18 protein-coding genes are annotated in these 19714 nt (G+C 62.7%); 7 read left to right on the top strand and 11 right to left on the bottom strand.

Annotated features, from left to right (window positions below; translation table 11 throughout):
* The first annotated feature begins 41 nt into the window (after nt 1-41).
* Together O3300_RS26605 and O3300_RS26600 are read left to right on the top strand one after the other, a co-directional pair.
* Nucleotides 42-965 carry a DMT family transporter gene (locus O3300_RS26605; RefSeq protein ID WP_305054581.1) on the top strand — a complete coding sequence of 308 codons (924 nt, stop codon included), beginning with the start codon at nt 42-44 and terminating at the stop codon, nt 963-965.
* A 12-nt stretch (nt 966-977) separates the two neighbouring features.
* A complete protein-coding gene (locus tag O3300_RS26600; RefSeq protein WP_305054646.1) occupies nt 978-1829 on the top strand; it encodes a sulfurtransferase in 852 nt (283 codons plus the stop codon).
* A 43-nt stretch (nt 1830-1872) separates the two neighbouring features.
* On the opposite strand, the gene O3300_RS26595 is transcribed toward O3300_RS26600, so the two are convergent.
* The 4 genes from O3300_RS26595 to polA all read right to left on the bottom strand — a co-directional run bounded on the left by O3300_RS26595 (nt 1873) and on the right by polA (nt 8704).
* On the bottom strand, nt 1873-3615 hold the full coding sequence (locus O3300_RS26595) for an ABC-F family ATP-binding cassette domain-containing protein (RefSeq protein ID WP_305054579.1): 1743 nt from the start codon (nt 3613-3615) through the stop codon (nt 1873-1875).
* Nucleotides 3616-3891: 276 nt separating this feature from the next.
* On the bottom strand, nt 3892-4650 hold the full coding sequence (locus O3300_RS26590; protein WP_099665490.1) for a ZIP family metal transporter: 759 nt from the start codon (nt 4648-4650) through the stop codon (nt 3892-3894).
* A gap of 246 nt (nt 4651-4896) precedes the next feature.
* Nucleotides 4897-5781 (bottom strand): dienelactone hydrolase family protein, encoded by an 885-nt coding sequence (locus tag O3300_RS26585; protein WP_099665491.1) that lies wholly within the window; start codon nt 5779-5781, stop codon nt 4897-4899.
* Nucleotides 5782-5944: 163 nt separating this feature from the next.
* On the bottom strand, nt 5945-8704 hold the full coding sequence (gene polA, locus O3300_RS26580; RefSeq protein ID WP_305054578.1) for a DNA polymerase I: 2760 nt from the start codon (nt 8702-8704) through the stop codon (nt 5945-5947).
* 304 nt (nt 8705-9008) lie between these two features.
* Between polA and O3300_RS26575 the strand changes: the two genes are divergently transcribed.
* The 3 genes from O3300_RS26575 to O3300_RS26565 all read left to right on the top strand — a co-directional run bounded on the left by O3300_RS26575 (nt 9009) and on the right by O3300_RS26565 (nt 11238).
* A complete protein-coding gene (locus O3300_RS26575) occupies nt 9009-9404 on the top strand; it encodes a hypothetical protein (protein WP_070278239.1) in 396 nt (131 codons plus the stop codon).
* An 83-nt stretch (nt 9405-9487) separates the two neighbouring features.
* A complete protein-coding gene (locus O3300_RS26570; protein ID WP_305054576.1) occupies nt 9488-10444 on the top strand; it encodes a homoserine kinase in 957 nt (318 codons plus the stop codon).
* A 2-nt stretch (nt 10445-10446) separates the two neighbouring features.
* Nucleotides 10447-11238, top strand: a complete 792-nt coding sequence (locus tag O3300_RS26565) for a BPSS1780 family membrane protein (RefSeq protein ID WP_034784808.1) — start codon at nt 10447-10449, stop codon at nt 11236-11238.
* 64 nt (nt 11239-11302) lie between these two features.
* Here the strand turns inward: O3300_RS26565 and O3300_RS26560 are convergent, their stop codons facing one another.
* Nucleotides 11303-13612: a UvrD-helicase domain-containing protein gene (locus tag O3300_RS26560; RefSeq protein ID WP_099665494.1), complete on the bottom strand. Its 2310-nt coding sequence runs from the start codon at nt 13610-13612 to the stop codon at nt 11303-11305.
* 114 nt (nt 13613-13726) lie between these two features.
* Here O3300_RS26560 and O3300_RS26555 point away from each other — a divergent pair, with 114 nt between their 5' ends.
* Nucleotides 13727-13999, top strand: coding sequence for a hypothetical protein (locus tag O3300_RS26555; RefSeq protein WP_305054575.1), 273 nt, complete (start codon nt 13727-13729; stop codon nt 13997-13999).
* Nucleotides 13996-14520, top strand: a complete 525-nt coding sequence (locus O3300_RS26550; protein ID WP_305054574.1) for a GNAT family N-acetyltransferase — start codon at nt 13996-13998, stop codon at nt 14518-14520. Before O3300_RS26555 ends, O3300_RS26550 begins: the two co-directional genes overlap by 4 nt.
* A 13-nt stretch (nt 14521-14533) precedes the next feature.
* Here the strand turns inward: O3300_RS26550 and O3300_RS26545 are convergent, their stop codons facing one another.
* The 6 genes from O3300_RS26545 to O3300_RS26520 all read right to left on the bottom strand — a co-directional run bounded on the left by O3300_RS26545 (nt 14534) and on the right by O3300_RS26520 (nt 19703).
* Entirely contained in the window at nt 14534-15388 is an 855-nt protein-coding gene (locus O3300_RS26545) for a hypothetical protein (RefSeq protein ID WP_305054573.1), read from the bottom strand.
* 190 nt (nt 15389-15578) lie between these two features.
* Nucleotides 15579-16685: an S-(hydroxymethyl)glutathione dehydrogenase/class III alcohol dehydrogenase gene (locus O3300_RS26540; protein ID WP_034749160.1), complete on the bottom strand. Its 1107-nt coding sequence runs from the start codon at nt 16683-16685 to the stop codon at nt 15579-15581.
* 113 nt (nt 16686-16798) lie between these two features.
* Nucleotides 16799-17431: an ANTAR domain-containing response regulator gene (locus O3300_RS26535; protein WP_034749164.1), complete on the bottom strand. Its 633-nt coding sequence runs from the start codon at nt 17429-17431 to the stop codon at nt 16799-16801.
* Between the two features lie 79 nt (nt 17432-17510).
* Nucleotides 17511-18134: a thiamine phosphate synthase gene (gene thiE, locus O3300_RS26530; protein WP_305054572.1), complete on the bottom strand. Its 624-nt coding sequence runs from the start codon at nt 18132-18134 to the stop codon at nt 17511-17513.
* 10 nt (nt 18135-18144) lie between these two features.
* Nucleotides 18145-18909 carry a hydroxymethylpyrimidine/phosphomethylpyrimidine kinase gene (locus tag O3300_RS26525; protein ID WP_305054571.1) on the bottom strand — a complete coding sequence of 255 codons (765 nt, stop codon included), beginning with the start codon at nt 18907-18909 and terminating at the stop codon, nt 18145-18147.
* Complete coding sequence (locus O3300_RS26520) at nt 18909-19703, bottom strand: thiazole synthase (RefSeq protein WP_289906799.1); 795 nt, start codon at nt 19701-19703, stop codon at nt 18909-18911. Before O3300_RS26520 ends, O3300_RS26525 begins: the two co-directional genes overlap by 1 nt.
* Between the last annotated feature and the right edge of the window lie 11 nt (nt 19704-19714).

The raw sequence follows: 19714 nt of genomic DNA, 5'->3' as shown, positions 1-19714 counted from the left end.
TCGTGCGGCCTTTTTTTATCCCCGCGTTTTTCAGGAATCAGATGCAATCTCTTTGGATGCTGTTTGCAAGTTTCATGTTTGCCATCATGGGCGTGTGCGTCAAATTGGCGTCGGACATGTATTCGACGTCTGAAATCGTCATGTACCGCGGCATCATCGGCATGACCGTCATGAGCTGCACGATTTTGTACCAGGGCGGCAGCTTTAAAACCACGATGCCGGGCCAGCATCTGTGGCGCGGCGTGGTGGGCGTGATCGCCCTGTGGCTGTGGTTTTATGCCATCGCCATCCTGCCGCTGGCCACGGCCATGACGCTCAATTACATGGCACCCATCTGGATCGCCGTGATTTTGCTGGCCGGCGGCTGGTGGAAGGCGACGCAGCAAGTCGAGTGGCCGCTGGTGGCGGCGATCGCCATGAGCTTTGTCGGCGTGACCCTGCTGCTGCAACCCGTGTTCGAAACGGATCAGGCGGCTGGCGCCATCACGGCCTTGATTTCCGGCATGTTGTCAGCCCTCGCCTACCTGCAAGTGCGCAAGCTGGGCTTGCTGGGCGAACCCGAATACCGGGTCGTATTCTATTTCTCGGTCGTCAATTTCCTCGCCGGCGTGATCGGCCACGTGGCCAGCGCCGGCGGCGGCCCCGTCGTCTGGCACGCGCACACGAGCGGCTACGGCATCGGCTTGCTGGCCGCCATCGGCCTGTGCGCCACCATGGCGCAGATGGCCATGACGCGCGCCTATCGCCTGGGCAAGACCCTCGTGGTTGCGAATCTGCAATACACGGGCATCGTCTTTTCCAGCTTCTGGGGCGTGGTGATCTTTGGCGACCTGTTCGACTGGCATGGCTGGGCCGGCATCGGCATCATTCTCGCTTCCGGCATCGCGGCAACCTATTACAATACCCGCAACACGGTCCGTGGCGCGGCGATCGCGCGCACGGATCCCATCGCCAGCGAAGTGTAAGGAGTCATGACCTTGTATACGACCTTGATCAACAGCAATGATTTGTCCAGCCACGTGAATGACAGCAACTGGGTCATCCTCGATTGCCGCCACGACTTGCTCAACCCGACGGCCGGCAGCGACGCGTTTGCCGCCGGCCACATCCAGAACGCCCAGTTCGCCGATATCGACACGGCCCTGTCCGGCCCCAAGACGGCGCACGGCGCGGCCTTCACGGGCCGGCATCCCTTGCCCGACCGCAACGCCCTGCTGGCCACCCTGCGCGGCTGGGGCATCGATGACGACACGCAAGTGGTCGCCTATGACGGGCAAGGCGGCATGTTCGCCGCCCGTTTGTGGTGGCTGCTGCGCTGGGTCGGCCATCCAGCCGTGGCCGTCCTCGACGGCGGCCTGGCCGCCTGGCAAGCACAAGGCTTGCCTCTGGTCACGCCCGTGGCACCGCGCCCTGCCGGCAACATCGCGGAAAAAGCCAGCCTGACGCGCACGGTCACCGTGCAAGACGTCATCGCCAACCTGGAAACCCGGGCCTTGACGGTGATCGACGCGCGCGCCCCCGACCGCTACCGGGGCGAAAACGAAACCATCGACCCCGTCGGCGGCCATATTCCCGGCGCAAAAAACCGTTTCTTCAAGGATAATTTACAAGCGGATGGCCGTTTCAAAGGCGCCGAGGAATTACGGCGCGATTTCAGCGCATTGTTTGATGCACCGCAAGCGGCCATCCTGCAATGCGGCTCCGGCGTGACGGCTTGCCACAACTTGCTGGCCCTGGAAGTGGCCGGCTTGCCTGGCGCGGCCCTGTACCCGGGCTCGTGGAGCGAATGGTGCGCGGATCCGGCGCGGCCCGTGGCGACGGGTAACTAAAAAAAAGCGGACCTCGGTCCGCTTTTTTATGCGCTGTGGGTAACTACGACGTTATCCCCAGCGCTTGATTCAAGCGTTCCAGTTCCGCCTGCCACGCCTGCTGGCTGGCCGGCTTCTGGTGGCGCGGTTTTCTCGCCAGGTCTTGCGCCAGCAATTGCTCCAGTTCACACAAGCGTTCCAGCTGCACGTCGACGTCGGTTTGCGCTGGCGCAAGCGCCGCCGTTTCCACGCGCGGCGCGGACGCCGGCGCTTGCCCATCCTCAAGACTCAGCCGTGCATACGCGCTGGATGCATCGGGCCACTCTTCCAGCCCGCCGTCGGCCACCACCCAGTAGCGGTTGCACGCCGTCTCGATCAAGTCGCGGTCGTGCGACACCAGCAGACAGCCGCCCGCAAAGCCGCGCAGCGCTTGCCCCAGCTCCGCCTTGCCCTGCATGTCCAGGTGGTTGCTGGGCTCGTCCAGCAGCAATAAATGATAGCTGGCCAAGGAGAGGCCCAGGAACAGCAGCCGCGCCCGCTCGCCGCCACTCAGGGTGGCCACCGTCTGGCCATGGCGCGCATACGGGAAACCGGCCGCTATCAGCGCCTGCTTACGCGCCACCTGGCTGCGCGCAGCCTCGTTTTGCACGGCGAACGGGTACAGGGCGTCGGACAGGTCGGCCGTATCGGCCAGCTGCTTGAGCGACTGGTCGTAATAGCCGATGTTGGCCGCCTTGTGGTAGCGCAAGTCCGCACGTTCCTCCTGCGCCTGGATCGCTTGCCAGCACAGGCGCAGCAGCGACGACTTGCCGCTGCCGTTGGCACCCAGCAAGGCGATGCGGTCGCCCGGTTTCAGCCACAGCTGGCCGACCTGGAACAGCACGGGAGACGTAGGCACGGCGCGCACGTCCAGGCCATCGAGCGCCAGCAGCTGGTCGGCCGCCAGCGCCTTGCCGCGCAGACTCAAGCGCCACGGCGCGCCATCGCTGACGAACGATTGCTCATCCTTCAACTTGTCGATGCGCCGCTGCATGGTCTTGGCCTTGCGCGCCAGGTCTTCATTGTCATAGGTGCGGCCCCACAGGGCCAGGCGGGCGCTGCTGGCAGACAGGCGGTCGATTTCCTTCTGTTCGGCCGCATGCCGGGCGGCGGCGGCCACGTCCGCCTCGGCCAGCGCCGCCAGCGCGGGGCCGCACGGCAAGTCGAAATCGTAGAGACGGCTATCGCGCAAGATCCAGCTGCGCGTGGCCACGTTGTCGAGCAATCGCTGGTCGTGCGAGACGAGGATGAAGGCGCCGCGCCAGGCCAGCAGGAATTGCTCCAGCCACAACAAGGATGGCAAGTCCAGGTGATTGCTCGGCTCGTCGAGCAGCAGCACGTTCGGCTCCTGCAGCAGGGCACGCCCCAGCAGCAATCGCGTGTGCTGGCCGCCGGACAGGGAATGCACGGGCACTTGCGCCGTATCAACATCAAAGCCCAGTTCGGCCAGCAGGCTGTCGACCCGCCAATGCAGTTCCGGCTGCTCCAGCACGGGTGCCAGCAAGGCGTCGTACAGGCTCAGGCTGGCAAGTTCCGGCGGCAAGTGCTGCTCCACGTGCTGCAAGCGGCAGGCACGGGAATAATGGATGGTGCCGGACGTGGCTGCACGCGTGCCGCTGAGCAAGCCCAGCAAGGTGGATTTGCCGCAGCCATTGTGGCCGATCAGGCCGATGCGGTCGCCCTGGCGCAAGGTAAAGGCGAGTTCATTGAAGAGGAAACCGTCGTGGGTATCCAGTTGTAAAGCTTGTGTCGAGATCAGGGTAGTCATGGCTCTTGTCTTTGTTCGGGATGCAAGCATCCGCGTTAACAGGAGCGCTAACGACAACGGAGTACCAGGAAAGGACTCGTATAGGAGGGTGACTTTGCTCTGGCCAGGTTATCGCAGCGCGATAGAACGTGGGCAAGAGCTGGCAAATGCGCTTAAAGAGCGTGCGCGCCATACGGCGAGCAACAAGTTTTCTTCCATGATATTTTCCTCCTTTCTGTGCAAGTTAGTCAGAAAGGCAATATAGCATAGGTAGCACTGCGCCGGCAGTGGCGGACATCAACCGCCGTGGCGCTTATGCGTCAGGAACAGCACGATGCACACGCCCAGCGCGATCAGCAGCACTTGCGGGATGGTTTCGCGCAAGGTGGCGCGGCGCTGCATCTGCGGCATCAGGTCGCTCAAGGCGATGTAGATGAAGCCGGACGAGGCAAACACGAGCACGTAAGGAATCAGGTTGCTGGCGCGGTCCAGGGTGAAATAGCCGAGCAAGCCGCCCGCCACCGCCATCAGGCTGCACAGCAGATTGAAGATGTAGGCGCGCAGGCGCGAGAAACCCGCGTTGAGCAGCACGATGAAGTCGCCGATTTCCTGCGGAATTTCATGCGCGATGATGGCCAGGCCCGTCACCAGGCCCAGCTTCGGGTCGGCCAGGAAGGCGGCGGCGATCAAGATGCCGTCCGTAAAGTTGTGCATGCCGTCGCCCACTAGAATCATCCAGCCGGACTTGCCCGCTTCGTGCTTGTCGTGGCCGTGCGCATGGTGGTGGCCGTCGCCTTCGTGGTGGTGCGAATGGCGCAAAATCGCGAATTTTTCCAGCATGAAAAAGGCCAGCAAGCCCGCCAGCAGGGTGGCGAACAGGCTGCGCGGATCCGCCTGCGATTCGAACGCTTCGGGCAAGGCGTGCAGCAGGGACGTCGACAACATGATGCCGACGGACAAGCTGACCATGCGCTCGACCACTTTGGAAAGGAATGCAAACGAAAAGATCGCCGCCGCGGTAATGCTGAACACGCCCGCGATCGTGGTCGCGAGCAAAATGGATATAAGGACGGGATCGATGATTTTCTTACCTCAAAATGGCGCCGGGTCACTGGCGCCCGCGATGCTGGCGTCTGGCCTGATGAATGCGTTGTTATCTATTGTTTAATTTTTTGCGCGTCTGGCGGCAGCGTCGCGCGATGAAGATGCAATTGTACTGCATTGGCGCGCACCGGGCATTTTACAGCCCGGTGCGGCTTGCGCGTCAATTTCTGGGAAATGCGGTATTTTTCTGTTGCGGCATTACGCCACGCCATGCTTTTTGAACCAGGCCAGGCAACGCGCATAACCGTCTTTCGCATCGGCCGCCACATAGCTGGGGCGGTAATCGGCGTTGAAGGCGTGGCCCGCATCGGGATACACGACAAACTCGGATTGGTTGCCGCCCTTGGCCAGCGCATCCTTCATCTTGCCGATCGATTCCTGGCTGATGCCCGTATCCTTGCCGCCATACAAGCCCAGCACGGGGACTTTCAGGCTGGCGGCGATATCGATGGGGTTGCTCGGCTGCAAGGCAGTCGGTTCGCCGACGAGGCGGCCATACCAGGCCACGCCCGCCTTGACGGCCGGATTGTGCGCCGCGTACAGCCACGTGATGCGCCCGCCCCAGCAAAAACCCGTGATGCCCAAACGGCTCGTGTCGCCGCCATTCTGTTTCGCCCATGCCACCACCGCATCGAGGTCCGCCATCACTTGCGCGTCCGGCGTCTTGGCGATGATGCCTTTCATTAAATCGGCAATGCTGGCCACCTTGGTGGCATCGCCCTGGCGCACGAACAGGTCGGGCGCCAGCGCCAGATAGCCCTGCTTGGCGAAGCGGCGCGCCATGTCGGCGATATGTTCATGCACGCCAAAGATTTCCGAAATGACCAATACCACGGGCAAACCCGTCTTGCCTTCCGGCTGGGCCGCATACACGGGCACGGCCTGGCCATCGACCATCACCGACATGCTGCCCGTGACGAGTCCGGCGGAATCCGTCTTGACGACGTTTTGCGCCGCCACGGGCAGCACGGCCACGGCAAAACCCGTGCCCAGCGCCACCTTCAGGAAACCACGCCGGCCATCCGGCCCGGACAAGCTGCTCTGGCCCAGCAAACTTTCACAATCGGTGATCATGTCGCTCATGCGTTTCTCCTGAAAATGTTGCATTAAGTGAAGTCAAATCTCTGGACCCAGACAAAATCGTAGCGAGCGGCCCCAAGTTCTGGCCGAGAAGCGCAACTGTGCCAAGGCACAGTGAGCATCGCAGGCCGGAAATCGCGCCGCGCAGTAGATTTGGTCTGGTGTCCTAGTGCGCTTCGTCCCAATTGCGTCCTACGCCCACCTCGGCCGTCAGCGGTACTTTCAGCGCAGCCACGCCGGCCATCAGTTCCGGCAGCTTGCGCTTGACCAATTCCAGCTCGGCGTCCGGCACTTCCAGCACCAGTTCATCGTGCACCTGCATGATCATCTTCGTCTGCAAGCCGTCCGCTTCCAGCCAGCCTTGCACGGCGATCATGGCCAGCTTGATCAGGTCGGCGGCCGTGCCTTGCATGGGCGCGTTGATCGCCGCCCGTTCCGCGCCCTGACGGCGGGGGCCGTTCGGCGAATTGATTTCCGGCAACCACAAACGGCGGCCGAACACGGTTTCCACGTAGCCGCGCGCCTTCGCTTGCTGGCGCGTGTCTTCCATGTACTGTTTCACGCCGGAAAAACGGGCAAAGTAGCGGTCGATATAGCTTTGCGCGGCCGTGCGGTCCACACCCAGGTTACCGGCCAGGCCGAATGCGCTCATGCCGTAGATCAAACCAAAGTTGATGACCTTGGCGTAGCGGCGCTGTTCGCTCTGCACTTCCGCGGCCGGCACGCCAAAGATTTCGGCGGCCGTGGCGCGGTGAATGTCGATGCCGTCGGCAAACGCGCGCAGCATGGCTTCATCGCCCGAGATGTGCGCCATGATGCGCAATTCGATCTGCGAATAGTCGGCCGAAACGATATGGCTGCCCGGCGGCGCAATGAAGGCTTCGCGGATGCGGCGGCCTTCCGCGCTGCGGATGGGAATATTCTGCAAGTTCGGGTCGTTCGACGCCAACCGTCCCGTGACGGCCACGGCTTGCGCATAGTTCGTGTGCACGCGGCCCGTGGTGACGTTGATCATCTTCGGCAATTTATCCGTGTAGGTCGACTTCAGCTTGGCCATGCCCCGGTATTCGAGCAGCACTTTGGGCAGCGGATAATCCTCGGCCAGCTTTTGCAGCACTTCCTCATCCGTCGACGGCGCGCCCGTTGGCGTCTTCTTGACCACCGGCAGTTTCAGCTTATCAAAGAAGATTTCGCCGATCTGCTTGGGCGAGCCTAGATTAAACGGCTGCTCGGCCAGTTCATACGCCTTCTTTTCCAGTTCGAGAATCTTGACGGCCAGCTCGGCCGACTGGATGTTGAGCAATTCGTCATCGATCAGCACGCCGTTGCGCTCGATCTTTTGCAAGACCACGGCCGTCGGCATCTCGATCTTTTCATAGATGAAGGTCAGCTTCTCATCATTCGCCACATTGCCCCACATGGCATTGTGCAAACGCAAGGTGACGTCCGCATCCTCGGCCGCGTATTTCGCCGCCTGCTCCACTTCCACCTGGTTGAACGTGATCTGCTTGGCGCCCTTGCCGCACACGTCCTCGAACGGGATGGTCGTGTAATTCAGGTGGCGCAGGGCCAGGCTGTCCATGTCGTGCTTCTTGTGCGATTCGAACACATACGATTCCAGCAAGGTATCGTGGGCGATGCCGCGCAACGTCACGCCGTGGTTGGCGAAGATGTGGCTGTCATACTTGAGGTTCTGGCCCAGCTTGGGCTTGTTCGCATCTTCCAGCCATGGGCGCAGCTTCGCCAGCACGTGTTCGCGCGTCAACTGTTCCGGCGCGCCCGCGTAATCGTGGGCCAGCGGGATATAGCAGGCGGCGTGCTCTGCCACGGAGAGGGAAATGCCGACCATTTGCGCCGTCATCGGTTCCAGCGAGGTGGTTTCCGTATCGACGGCCGTCAAGGCCGCCGCATCGATCAGCGCGATCCATTTGTCCAGCTGCTCGTCCGTCAGCACGGTTTCATACACGGCTTCCACTGCTGGCGCGGCATCGGCAAACATGTCGCCCGTCGTGTTGGCGGCAGCGCCGCCAGTTGCCGGTGCGCCAACGGGGGACATCGGCGGCGGCGTGGCGCCCAGTTCGCGCAGCAGGGCCTTGAAGCCGTAGCGCTGGAAGAAGGCCAGCAGCGCTTCCTTGTCTTCGTGTTTCGCCACCAGCGAGTCGGCGATGGTCGTCATATGTTCGGACAAGTCGCAATCGGTCTTGACGGTGATCAAGGCGCGCGCCTGCGGCAGCCATGGCAGGGCCGTGCGCAGGTTTTCGCCCACGGCGCCGCCCACCTTGGCCGCGTTTTCCATCACGCCTTCCAGGCTGTCGTACAAGGTCAGCCATTTAACGGCCGTCTTCGGGCCGCATTTCGATACGCCCGGCACGTTGTCGACCGTATCGCCGATCAGCGACAGATAATCGATGATGCGGTTCGGCGGCACGCCGAACTTGACCAGCACGGCCGCTTCATCGAGCTTTTCATTGCTCATGGTATTGATCAGGGTCACCTGGCTGTTGACCAGCTGCGCCAGGTCCTTGTCGCCCGTCGACACCACCACGTCCATGCCGGCGGCGGCCGCCTGCACGGCCAGGGTGCCGATCACGTCATCCGCTTCCACGCCGTCGACCATCAATATCGGCCAGCCCATGGCGCGCACGGCTTCGTGGATCGGTTCGATCTGCAGGCGCAGGTCGTCCGGCATCGAGGCGCGCGTGGCCTTGTATTCCGGATACATGTCATCGCGGAAAGTTTTGCCTTTGGCATCGAAAACGCAGGCGATATAGGCGGCCGGGTAATCGGCGCGCAGGCGGCGCAGCATGTTGACCATGCCGTGCATGGCGCCCGTGGGATAACCGTCCGGGCTGCGCAGATCGGGCAGCGCATGGAAGGCACGATAGAGGTAACTGGAACCGTCGACTAACAGCAGGGTGTTTTGCATAATGCCAATAAAATAAGGTGAGCCGCGCCAGCCGGGAGGAAACAGCGGCTGGCGGGCGGAATATCGCCCAATTATCGCAGAGTTTAGGGCCGCGCCACCGGCCGCAACGCCTGCCATTTCCGGCGTTTTTGCCGCCCTGGCGGCCCCGTGCGGGCGCGTGGGCCGCCGCCGCCGGCCATTTCGGCACATTAATCAGCCGTATTAAACAGCATTGCCTACCAGTTTGTTACAATGCCTTATAGATAAATTGACGGCATTACACTACTGCACGCGCTGCAGTCCCTCACATGGAAGCGAACCCATCATGATGCGTACATCGACACTCTGGACATTCCTCGCCCTGCCCCTGCTGGCATGTTCGGCCATCGCCAGCGCCCAGACGCCGGCCAAACCGAGCGACGCGCCGCCACAACTGGAACGCATCGAGGAAATGGGCGAAGCGCCCATCACCGTGGCGCCGGCCGCGGCCAAGCAGCAGATTACCGAAAAACGCGAAGCGGGCGTGACGTCCGAAGTGAAAGTGACGAGCGGCGGCAGCACCTATTACATGAAGCCGGCCGCCGGCGGCGACCAGGCCCACAGCGGCGCCCTGCGCGGCCCGCAATGGAAAGTACTGGAATTTGATCTGGGCAAGAAGAAACAGAAACAACGCGACGAAGAGGCCGCGGACGCGCCAGCGCCGCCCGCACCAGCGAAGTAAGCAGCCACTCTCTTCTGCCCTGCCCCGGCCACCTGCGGGGCAGCAGGCTTTTTTTGACCTTTTAGACCATTCCTCTCTTTCCCATGGCAGTTTTTACCGCGCTACACCTGGACGATATCGGCCAGTGGATCACGCAATTTCCACTCGGCAAACCTCTGGCGCTCAAGGGCATCGCGTCCGGCATCGAGAACAGCAATTTCTTCCTGAGCACGGAGCGCGGCGAGTATGTGCTGACGATCTTTGAAAACCTCAGCTTCGAGCAATTGCCGTTTTATCTGCAACTGATGCGCCATTTGGCGGACCGGGGCGTACTGGTGCCGGCGCCGATCGCCAATGCGGACGACGAACTGGTGACGGCCTTGCAAGGCAAGCCGGCCGCCATCGTCAGCAAACTCGACGGCAGCTCGCAGATGGCGCCACAAGCCGTGCATTGCGCGGCCGTGGGCGCCATGCTGGCGAAGATGCACCTGGCGGCGCAGGATTTCCCCCTGCAACAGCCGAATCTGCGAGGCCTGGACTGGTGGAACACCACCACGCCCCTCGTCCTGCACCACCTCGACGATGCCAAAGCCCATTTGCTGCGCGCGGAAATCCACTTCCAGGACGCCTTTGCTGCCTGCGATACGTATAAAGCCATCCCGCGCGGTCCCGTGCATGCCGACTTGTTCCGCAACAATGTCATGTTTGACGGCGAACAACTGACGGGCTTTTTCGACTTTTACTTTGCCGGCTGCGACACCTGGCTGTTCGACGTGGCCGTCACCGTCAACGACTGGTGCGTGGACCTGGCCACGGGCGTGCTCGACACGGCAAGAGTGCGGGCCCTGCTCGACGCCTACCGGGCCGTGCGTCCGTTTACGCATGAAGAACAGACGGCATGGCAACCGATGCTGCGCGCCGCCGCGCTGCGCTTCTGGCTGTCGCGCCTGTACGATTATTACCAGCCGCGCGAAGCGGAAATGCTGACCCCGCACGATCCCACGCATTTCGAACGCATTCTGCGCGAACGTATCGCCACACCTGCTCCGGAACTGTTTTAAACATGGAAAAATTACCTGCAAGTACAGGTTGGCAATGGGTGAAACAAGGCTTCGCCCTGTTTCGCAAGCAACCTGGCGGCATGTCGATGCTGTTTCTCGGCTATATGTTCTGCATGCTGGCCGTCAGCATCGTGCCCGTGCTCGGCCAGATGCTGCCCGTCATCCTCGTCCCCGTGTTTTCCGTCGCCTTCGTGCAAGGCTGCCTGAACATCGACCAGGGCAAGCGCGTCTTGCCCAGCCTGTTGATCTCGGGCTTCCGCAAACCGGCCTTTCCTTCCCTGTTCGGCCTGGGCGTGCTGTACATCCTGATGGCCATCGTGGCCATCGGCGCCTCGACTTTGGTGGACGACGGCTTGCTGTGGCAACTGGTCACGGGGCAATTGACGGAAGAAGCGGCGCGTACCGCCATCCCCGAATCGCGCCTGGGCCTCGGCATCTTGCTGGCCATCGTGCTGTACGTGCCGGCCGCCATGGCCTTCTGCTTTGCCGCACCGCTGATCTACTGGAAACAAACCGGGCTGGGCAAGGCGCTGTTCTTCAGCTTTTTCGCCGTCTGGCGTTCGCTGTCGGCCTTCATCGTCTTCGCCGCCACCTGGTTCGCCATCAGCGTCGTCACCAGCCAGTTGCTGGCCGTCATCTTTGGCCGCACGCCGCTGATGATGCAACTGATGATGCCGCTGTCGATGATTCTCACCATCATCATGCATTGCTCGTTCTACGCCGCCTACCGCCAGATCTTCGGCCTGCCCGTCGATGAGAGCAAGACGGTGTCGCTGGACAAGCCCAACGACTGATTTTCACGCCGCATGAAAAAAGGGCAGCCTGCGCAGGCTGCCCTTTTTTATGGCCGCTCGTGTCTCAACGCCCCAATCGCTCCAGCTTGGCGATGCCCAGGTCGAGCACCTTCATGCCGTGCTGGCCGAAATTGATTTGCGCGCGCGCATTGCCGCCGCCGCCTTCGATATTGACGATCACGCCTTCGCCGAACTTGGCGTGCGCCACGGATTCGCCGATGCGCCAGCCGCCACCCGTGGCTTTTTGCGCGATCTTTTGCGCAATCGCATTGTCCGAACCCAGGCTGGCCAGCTTCGGCGCCTCGTCCCAGGCCGACTTGCGGTTGCCGAACCAGTTCGCCTGCACCTTCGGCGACAGCCATTTCAGCGATTCTTCCGGCAATTCGTCGAAGAAGCGCGACTTCATGTTGTAGCGCGTCTGGCCGTGCAGCATGCGCGTCTGCGAAAAGCTCATATATAAGCGCTTGCGCGCGCGCGTGATGGCCACGTACATCAGCCGGCGTTCCTCTTCCACGCCATTGTCTTCCTTCGAGCTGCTTTCGTGCGGGAACAGGCCCTCTTCCAGGCCGGTAATGAAGACGTTGTCGAATTCCAGGCCCTTGGCCGAGTGCACCGTCATCATCTGCAGCGCATCCTGGCCCGCCTGCGCCTGGTTGTCGCCCGCTTCCAGCGACGCGTGCGACAGGAAGGCGGAAAGCGGCGACATCACGGCCGGCAGCGGCGCGTCCGCATCCAGGATTTCGATGCCATCCTGGTTGACGACGGGCGCGCCCGACTGTGCCTGGGCGGCTGGCCCCAAATGCGCGGGTGCGCCCTGGCCAAAACCTTCTTCGGAAATGAACTGGCTGGCCGCGCTGACCATCTGCTCCAGGTTCTCGATGCGGTCGGCACCTTCCTTTTCATTCTGATAATGTTGCAGCAAGGTACTCGCTTCCAGCACCACTCTGACCATTTCCGGCAAGGACAATTGCTGCGTTTCGAAACGCACGCCTTCGATCAGCTTGACGAAGCCGGCCAGCACGCTGCCCGCCTTGCCCGCCACATACGGCACGGCCGCATACAGCGAAATGCCGTACTGTTCCGACGCGGCCTGCAATTGCTCGATCGAGCGCATGCCGATGCCCCGCGTGGGGAAATTGACCACGCGCAAGAAAGCCGAATCGTTGTGCGGATTGTCCATCAATTGCAAATAGGCAATTGCGTGCTTGACCTCGGCGCGCTGGAAGTAGCGCTGGCCGCCATACACGTGGTAGGGAATGGCGGCCGAGAACAGCGCGTGTTCGATCACGCGCGACTGCGCATTCGAGCGGTACAAGATGGCGATTTCACTGCGCGACGCGCCATCGGCGATCAGGCTTTTCGCCTCTTCGATGATCCATTGCGCTTCCTGCAAGTCGGAACTGGCTTCATACACGCGCACCTGCTCGCCATGGCCCGCGTCCGTGCGCAGATTCTTGCCCAGGCGCTTGCTATTGTTCGCGATCAATACGTTGGCGCTGTCGAGGATGTGGCCGTGCGAGCGGTAGTTCTGCTCCAGCTTGATCAAGTTCTTCACCTGGAACTCATGCTCGAAGGCACTCATGTTGCCCACGTTGGCGCCGCGGAAGGCATAGATGCTCTGGTCATCGTCGCCGACGGCAAACAGGGCGCCGCCATCGCGGCTGCCGTGGCCGGCCAGCAATTTGAGCCAGTTGTATTGCAGGTTATTCGTATCCTGGAACTCGTCCACCAAAATATGGCGGAAGCGCGCCTGGTAGTGTTCGCGCAAGGGCTGGTTGCGGCTGAGCAATTCATACGTGCGCAGCAGCAATTCGGCAAAATCGACGACGCCTTCGCGCTGGCACTGGTCGTCGTACAGCTGGTACAGCTCGACCATCTTGCGCTCGTGCGCGTCGTACGCTTCCACATCCGTGGCGCGCAAGCCCTGGTCCTTGGCATTGTTGATGAAATACATCACCGTCTTCGGCGGGAATTTTTCATCATCGATATTGTTTGCCTTCAACAAACGCTTGATCACGGACAATTGATCCTGGGAATCGAGGATCTGGAAGGTCTGCGGCAAGGCTGCGTCGCGGTAATGCGTGCGCAGCAAGCGGTTGCACAGGCCGTGGAAGGTGCCGATCCACATGCCGCGCGTGTTAATCGGCAGCATGGCCGACAGGCGCGTGAGCATTTCCTTGGCGGCTTTGTTGGTAAACGTCACGGCCAGGATGCCGGGCGGCGATACCTGCTGGGTCTGGATCAGCCACGCGATGCGGGTGGTCAGCACGCGGGTCTTGCCCGAACCGGCGCCCGCCAGGATCAGCGCATGCTGCGCCGGCAAGGTGACGGCAGCCAATTGTTCGGGATTGAGGTTGTGAAGAAGATTTTGCATGCCGTGATTATACCGGCATGGCCAAAAATACTGTGCATTTGTCCAGCGGTCGTGCCGGATTCGCCGCGTGCGCGCTACAATCGGCATCACTGCACAGCTGATGAAAACATGCCCATGACACCTCCCAGCCACCTCGACGGCGCCCGCGTACTGGCCTGGGCCTGGTCCGACCTGCCTTTCGGCCATGTCGCTGCTGAAGATGGCGCCGCCCCCATCGCCATCCACGGCCTGGCCGTGTGCCGCTACGGGGACGAGGCGCAAGTCTACCGTTTCAGCTGCGACGCGCGCTGGGACACGGTGCAGGATGACGCATATGCCAGCGAGGACGACGCCAGGCAGTTGCCGGCGCAATACCGCACCGTGACCGCCGCGTGGCATACGCCGTGAAGTACGCCATCCGCACAGCCGGCAGCGCCGACCTGCCCCTGCTGGCCCAGGTCGAGCGCAGCGCCGCGGCCCTGTTTGCGCAGGCCGGCCCCGGACTGGCGTGGCTGGCGCAGGGAGAACCCTTACCATTGAGCACCTTACAGGCGCTGCAGCGCGAGGGCGGCGTATGGGTGGCCGCCGATGGGCACGCTGAGCCGGCAGGCTTCCTGGCCGCCGAACCGCTCGACGGGCAACTGTTCATCGTGGAATTGTCCGTTGCCCTGCCGCATCAACGGCAGGGCGTGGGCGCGCGCTTGCTCGACGCGGCAGCGGCCCATGCCCGGGCGCAGGGCTGCGCCGGCCTGACGCTCAGCACGTATCGCCACCTGCCATGGAACGCACCCTACTATGCGCGCCATGGTTTCAGCGAAATCGGGGCCGCGGCGCTGGGCGCAGGCCACGCGCTCAAGCTGGCGCGCGAAGCGCAGGACGGACACGATCCGGCGCTGCGCTGCCTGATGCGCAAGCCACTGGCCTGCTAATTGAGCACATCCTTCAGCGCACCAGCTTGGCCTTGCCTTCGCTGAGCGCCTGGGCGATCACCTGGCGCGTGGTCTTGTCCGCGATCTTGACGACTTTTTCCTGCTGGCGGCCCAGGTCGCCCATTTGCTTGCCCAGCGCTTCCATCGGCTTGCCGCGCTGCTCCATCTGGCGCGACATCTGCTCCATTTTCTCGGCCTCGCGCTCGTGTACGTCGGCGATGCGGTCGTTGATCTCTTCCATTTTGTCCTGCGCATCTTCCATCTGCTGCTGCAGGCCTTCCACGTCGCGCTCGGCCGCGCGGCGCGCCGTGTCGCTCGTCGCCAGCGCCTGGCGGCGCGAGGCGTCGCCGAGCTTGCGGCCCAGCTCCTGCTGCTGGCGGCCCAGCACGCGCAACTGTTCCGATTCGCGCGCGCTGCCTTTTTCTAGGCTGCGGGCGCCCATCTTGCGGCCCATTTCACCCATGGCCTTGCCATGCGCGCCCATTTGATCGCCAAGCGCGCTCATCTCCTTGCCCAGCTGTCTCGAGGGTTCCCATGCCGTGCGCACCTTGCCCAGCAAGGCCGCATCCTGCAGCACATAGGCCTGCCCCTGATCGCGGAACCACAGGAACGGCCCCTTGATCGAGCGCTTGAGTTTTTCCACCTGCTCCGAGTGAATATCGCTGTCGACGACGATGACGCCCTCGCTATCCCTGGTGCCATCGACCAGCGCATAGCTTTCGCCCTTGTCGAGCGAACGGCTGACCTGCACGCTGGGCGCGGCAGGCGGGGCCGGTGGCGCGGGCGGTTGCGGCGGCTGCACGGCCAGCGCGCTGCCGCCAAGCAGGATACCGGCCAGGCTGAGGATCAAACGATGGGAAGTGGTCATGGCTGCCTCGTCGCAAAAGTAGTGGAGCGTTGACTGTAGCGGCAAGCGGACCTGGCCTCCAGCGCCGTGCGACAGGCTGCAAAAAGACCTGCCTGGATGGCAAACACGGGCGATGGATGGCATGCCGGGCAAAAAAAAACGGAGGCCGCAGCCTCCGCAAAAACGCCGTGGTACGGCGTATTTCAATTCATTAATACAGCACGACGGAGCGGATCGATTCACCGCTCTTCATCAAGTCAAAACCTTGATTGATATCATCGAGCTTCAGCCTGTGTGTGATCAAATCATCGATATTGAGCTTGCCTTCCATGTACCAGTCGACGATCTTCGGCACGTCCGTGCGGCCGCGCGCGCCGCCGAAGGCGGAACCTTTCCACACGCGCCCCGTCACCAGCTGGAACGGACGCGTGGAAATTTCCTGGCCGGCCGCCGCCACGCCGATGATGATGGACTGGCCCCAGCCCTTGTGGCAGCACTCGAGCGACTGGCGCATCGTGGTGGTGTTGCCGATGCATTCGAACGAATAGTCGGCGCCGCCGTCCGTCAGCTGCACGATGGTATCGACAACGTTTTCCACCTCGTTGGCGTTGACGAAATGCGTCATGCCGAACTTGCGCGCGATGGCCTGGCGCGCCGGGTTGATGTCCACGCCGATGATTTTGTCGGCGCCCACCATCTTCGCCGCCTGGATCACGTTCAAGCCGATGCCGCCCAGGCCGAACACGACCACGTTGGCGCCCGCCTCGACCTTGGCCGTAAACAGCACGGCGCCCACGCCCGTCGTCACGCCGCAACCGATGTAGCAGACCTTGTCGAAGGGCGCATCTTCGCGGATCTTCGCCAGGGCGATTTCCGGCACGACGATGTAGTTCGAGAAGGTGGAGGTGCCCATGTAGTGGAAGATGGGCTTGCCGTCGATGGAAAAGCGCGACGTCGCGTCCGGCATCAGGCCGCGGCCCTGGGTCGAGCGGATCGACTGGCACAGGTTGGTCTTTTGCGACAGGCAGAATTTGCACTGGCGGCATTCCGGCGTGTACAGGGGGATGACGTGGTCATCCTTCTTCAGGCTTTTCACGCCAGGCCCCACGTCGACGACGATGCCGGCGCCTTCATGGCCGAGGATGGATGGGAAGATGCCTTCCGGATCGGCGCCCGACAGGGTGTAGTAATCGGTGTGGCAAATGCCGGTGGCCTTGATCTCGACCAGTACCTCGCCCTCGCGCGGGCCGGCCAGGTCGACTTCCTCGATGGTCAAAGGCGCGCCCGCCTTCCATGCAATCGCTGCTTTGGTTTTCATGTGTGTCCTGTGTATGGTTGAACCAGGCGCGCCAGCGCGCCGTATCGTCACATCATAACAAGGCAGGCGCCGACATGCCACGCCGGCGCCGGTGCAACGCTTACTTGAAACTCTTACTTGGTTTTCGCGCGATTCAAAAAGGCGCCGTGCAAGCCGTTCAGGGTTTCCTCGGCCAGCAGCAGCTGGCTGGCGATTTCATTGATCTTGCGGCGGCTGGAGCGGGCGTGGTCGCGCAGCACTTCGAACGCCGTGTTGCGGTCCGTCTGGAACTTGCCCATCAGCAAACCGACGGCCAGGCTCGTTTCCCGGCCGGCGGCCAGGGCCGCGTTCAGGTTCAGCTCGGTGCGGCGCAGCTGGCGGATTTCATCGGCGCGCGCCAGGCCCGCTTCGAACGCCGGCATCAAGCGGCCTTCGTCGACGGGTTTGACGACATAGCCGACGGCGCCGTAGGCGGCCGCCTGCTTGCCCGATTCGCTGTCGCCGCTGCCGGACAGGAACATGAATGGCACGGCCGTTTCGCCGTGCAGGCGCTTGGCCAGTTCCAGGCCGGACATGCCCGGCATGTGGATGTCGAGCAAGGCCAGGTCAGGCTCGCGCTGGGCGATCAGCTGCAGCGCCACTTCGGCCGAATGGGCCAGGGCCGTCTCGTAGCCGGCATGGCGCAGGACTTCGCCAAGGAATTCCAACAGGAGCTGGTCATCGTCAACGATCAGGATAAGGCGTTTCGCGGCGGCTGGCTGACTCATGGGTAAAGGGACCTCGGTAATGAATGATGCCCTTATTATATGCCGATTATTCCCTCAAACCAGCCTTGGATTCCCATGCTCATGCCGCAAACAGCAGATTGAATTGCTGCACTGCAATATCCACATCGTCCGCCTGATGTCCCTTGCCAAATACGCTGCTGATCGCCGCCACCATATCGGCCCCGCGCGCCACCAGCGGCGCCGCGTTCTCCGGCGTCATGCCGCCGATCACCACGCAGGGCAAGGCGATTTCGCGTTTCGCCTGCAGCACGATATCCAGGGGCGTCGTCACCGGATACTTTTTCACCAGCGATGGATAAAAGCCGCCGAAGGCCACGTAGCTGGCGCCGCCCTCTGCTGCCGTGCGCGCCAGGGCCATGTCGCCATAGCAGGAAGCGCCGACGATCTTGCCGCTACCCAGGCGCGCGCGTACCTGCGCCACGGACGCGTCCGTGCCGCCCACGTGCACGCCGTCCGCGTCCAGCTCTTCGCACAGCTCGAGAAAATCGTTGACGATGAAAGGCACGCCATACTTGCGGGCCAGGGCCAGCAAGGCGCCCGCCTGTTCGCGCCGCTGCTCCGCGTCGGCGCTCTTGTGGCGGTATTGCAGCAGCGCCACGCCGCCATGCAAAGCCTGCTCCGTGATATCGAGCAGGCGGTCGGTGTCATCCCAGTTCGGGGTGACCAGATACAGTCCACGCATGATGTTTTCCTTATTCAATGAATCGTTGCGGCATGAGTTGACCTGGCGCAATCGCATACGCGCCGGCCAAGGCCGCATGGCAATAGCTTTGCGCGCCATCAAGCGCTTCGGGCAATGCCTGGCCCAGCGCCAGGCGGGCCGCGATGGCGGACGCCAACGTGCAGCCGCTGCCGTGGAATTCGCCGGGCAGACGCGGCCAGCGCCACTCGCGCGCGCGCCCGTCACCGTCCAGCCAGCGGTTGACGATCTCCTCGCCGTCGCCGTGGCCGCCCGTCACCAGCACGTGTCCACAGCCTTGCGCGCGCAAGTTGTCTGCGCCACCGAGGGCCAGCGCTTCCGGCCCGTTCGGTACGATGACGGTAGTCACGGGCAGCAAGGGCGCCAGCGCCAGCACGGCGTCGTCCCGGCTGAGCACGTCGCCATGGCCGCTGGCCAGCACGGGATCGAGCACGACGGGCAAGCTTGGGCGGACCAGCCGCAATTGGGCGATCAGTTGCGCAATGACGGCCGCATTCGCCGCGCTGCCGGGAATGCCGACCTTCACGACATCGATGGCGATCTTGTCGATCAGCGCCTGCGCCTGTCGGCGCAGCAATTCCGGCGCCACAGGCTCGACAGCAAACACGCGGTCGTTGTCCTGCACCGTCAGCGCCGTGATGACGGGCAAGGCATGCGCGCCCTGCGCCGCAATCGCTAGAATATCGGCGGCGATGCCGGCGCCGCCCGATGGGTCGGCGCCGGCAAACACGAGCACGGTGGGACGCCGTCGCTCCATCACGCCAGCCGGCCCGCCATCGGCGACGAAGGCGAGGCGGCGAACTTGCGCGGCATGCGGCCCGCCAGAAAAGCTTCGCGCCCGGCCCGCACAGCCAGCTTCATCGCATGCGCCATGCGCACGGGGTCACGCGCGCCGGCAATCGCTGTATTCATCAGCACGCCATCGCAACCCAGTTCCATGGCGATGGCCGCGTCCGACGCCGTACCCACGCCCGCATCGACGAGCACGGGCACTTTCGCCTGGTCGATGATCAAGGACAAATTCCACGGATTCAGGATGCCCATGCCCGAACCGATCAGTGACGCGAGCGGCATGACGGCCACGCAGCCGATGTCTTCCAGAATCTTCGCCTGGATGGGATCGTCGCTGCAGTAGACCATCACGTCGAAGCCATCCTTGACCAGCGCTTCGGCCGCGACCAGGGTTTCCGGCATGTGCGGAAACAGCGTCTTTTCATCGCCCAGCACTTCCAGTTTCACCAGATTGCGCCCGCCCAGGAGTTCGCGCGCCAGTTGCAGGGTGTACACGGCATCCTTGGCGTTGTAGCAGCCGGCCGTGTTCGGCAAAATCGTGTACTGGTCGGGCGGCACGAAATCGAGCAGGCTGGGCGCGTTCGGATCTTGCCCGATATTCACCCTGCGGATCGCCACCGTGATGATCTGCGCTTCCGCCGCGTCCGTCGCTTCGCGCGTCTGCGGCAAATCCTTGTACTTGCCACTGCCCACCAGCAGGCGCGACTGGTACTGTTTTCCCGCGATGGTCAGCAGGTCGTTGTTTGTTGCGGTATTCATGTGCGTTTCCT

Source organism: Janthinobacterium sp. SUN206 (genome assembly GCF_030587305.1).
GTDB lineage: Bacteria > Pseudomonadota > Gammaproteobacteria > Burkholderiales > Burkholderiaceae_D > Janthinobacterium > Janthinobacterium kumbetense.
This window is presented reverse-complemented; position numbering and strand designations above follow the sequence as displayed.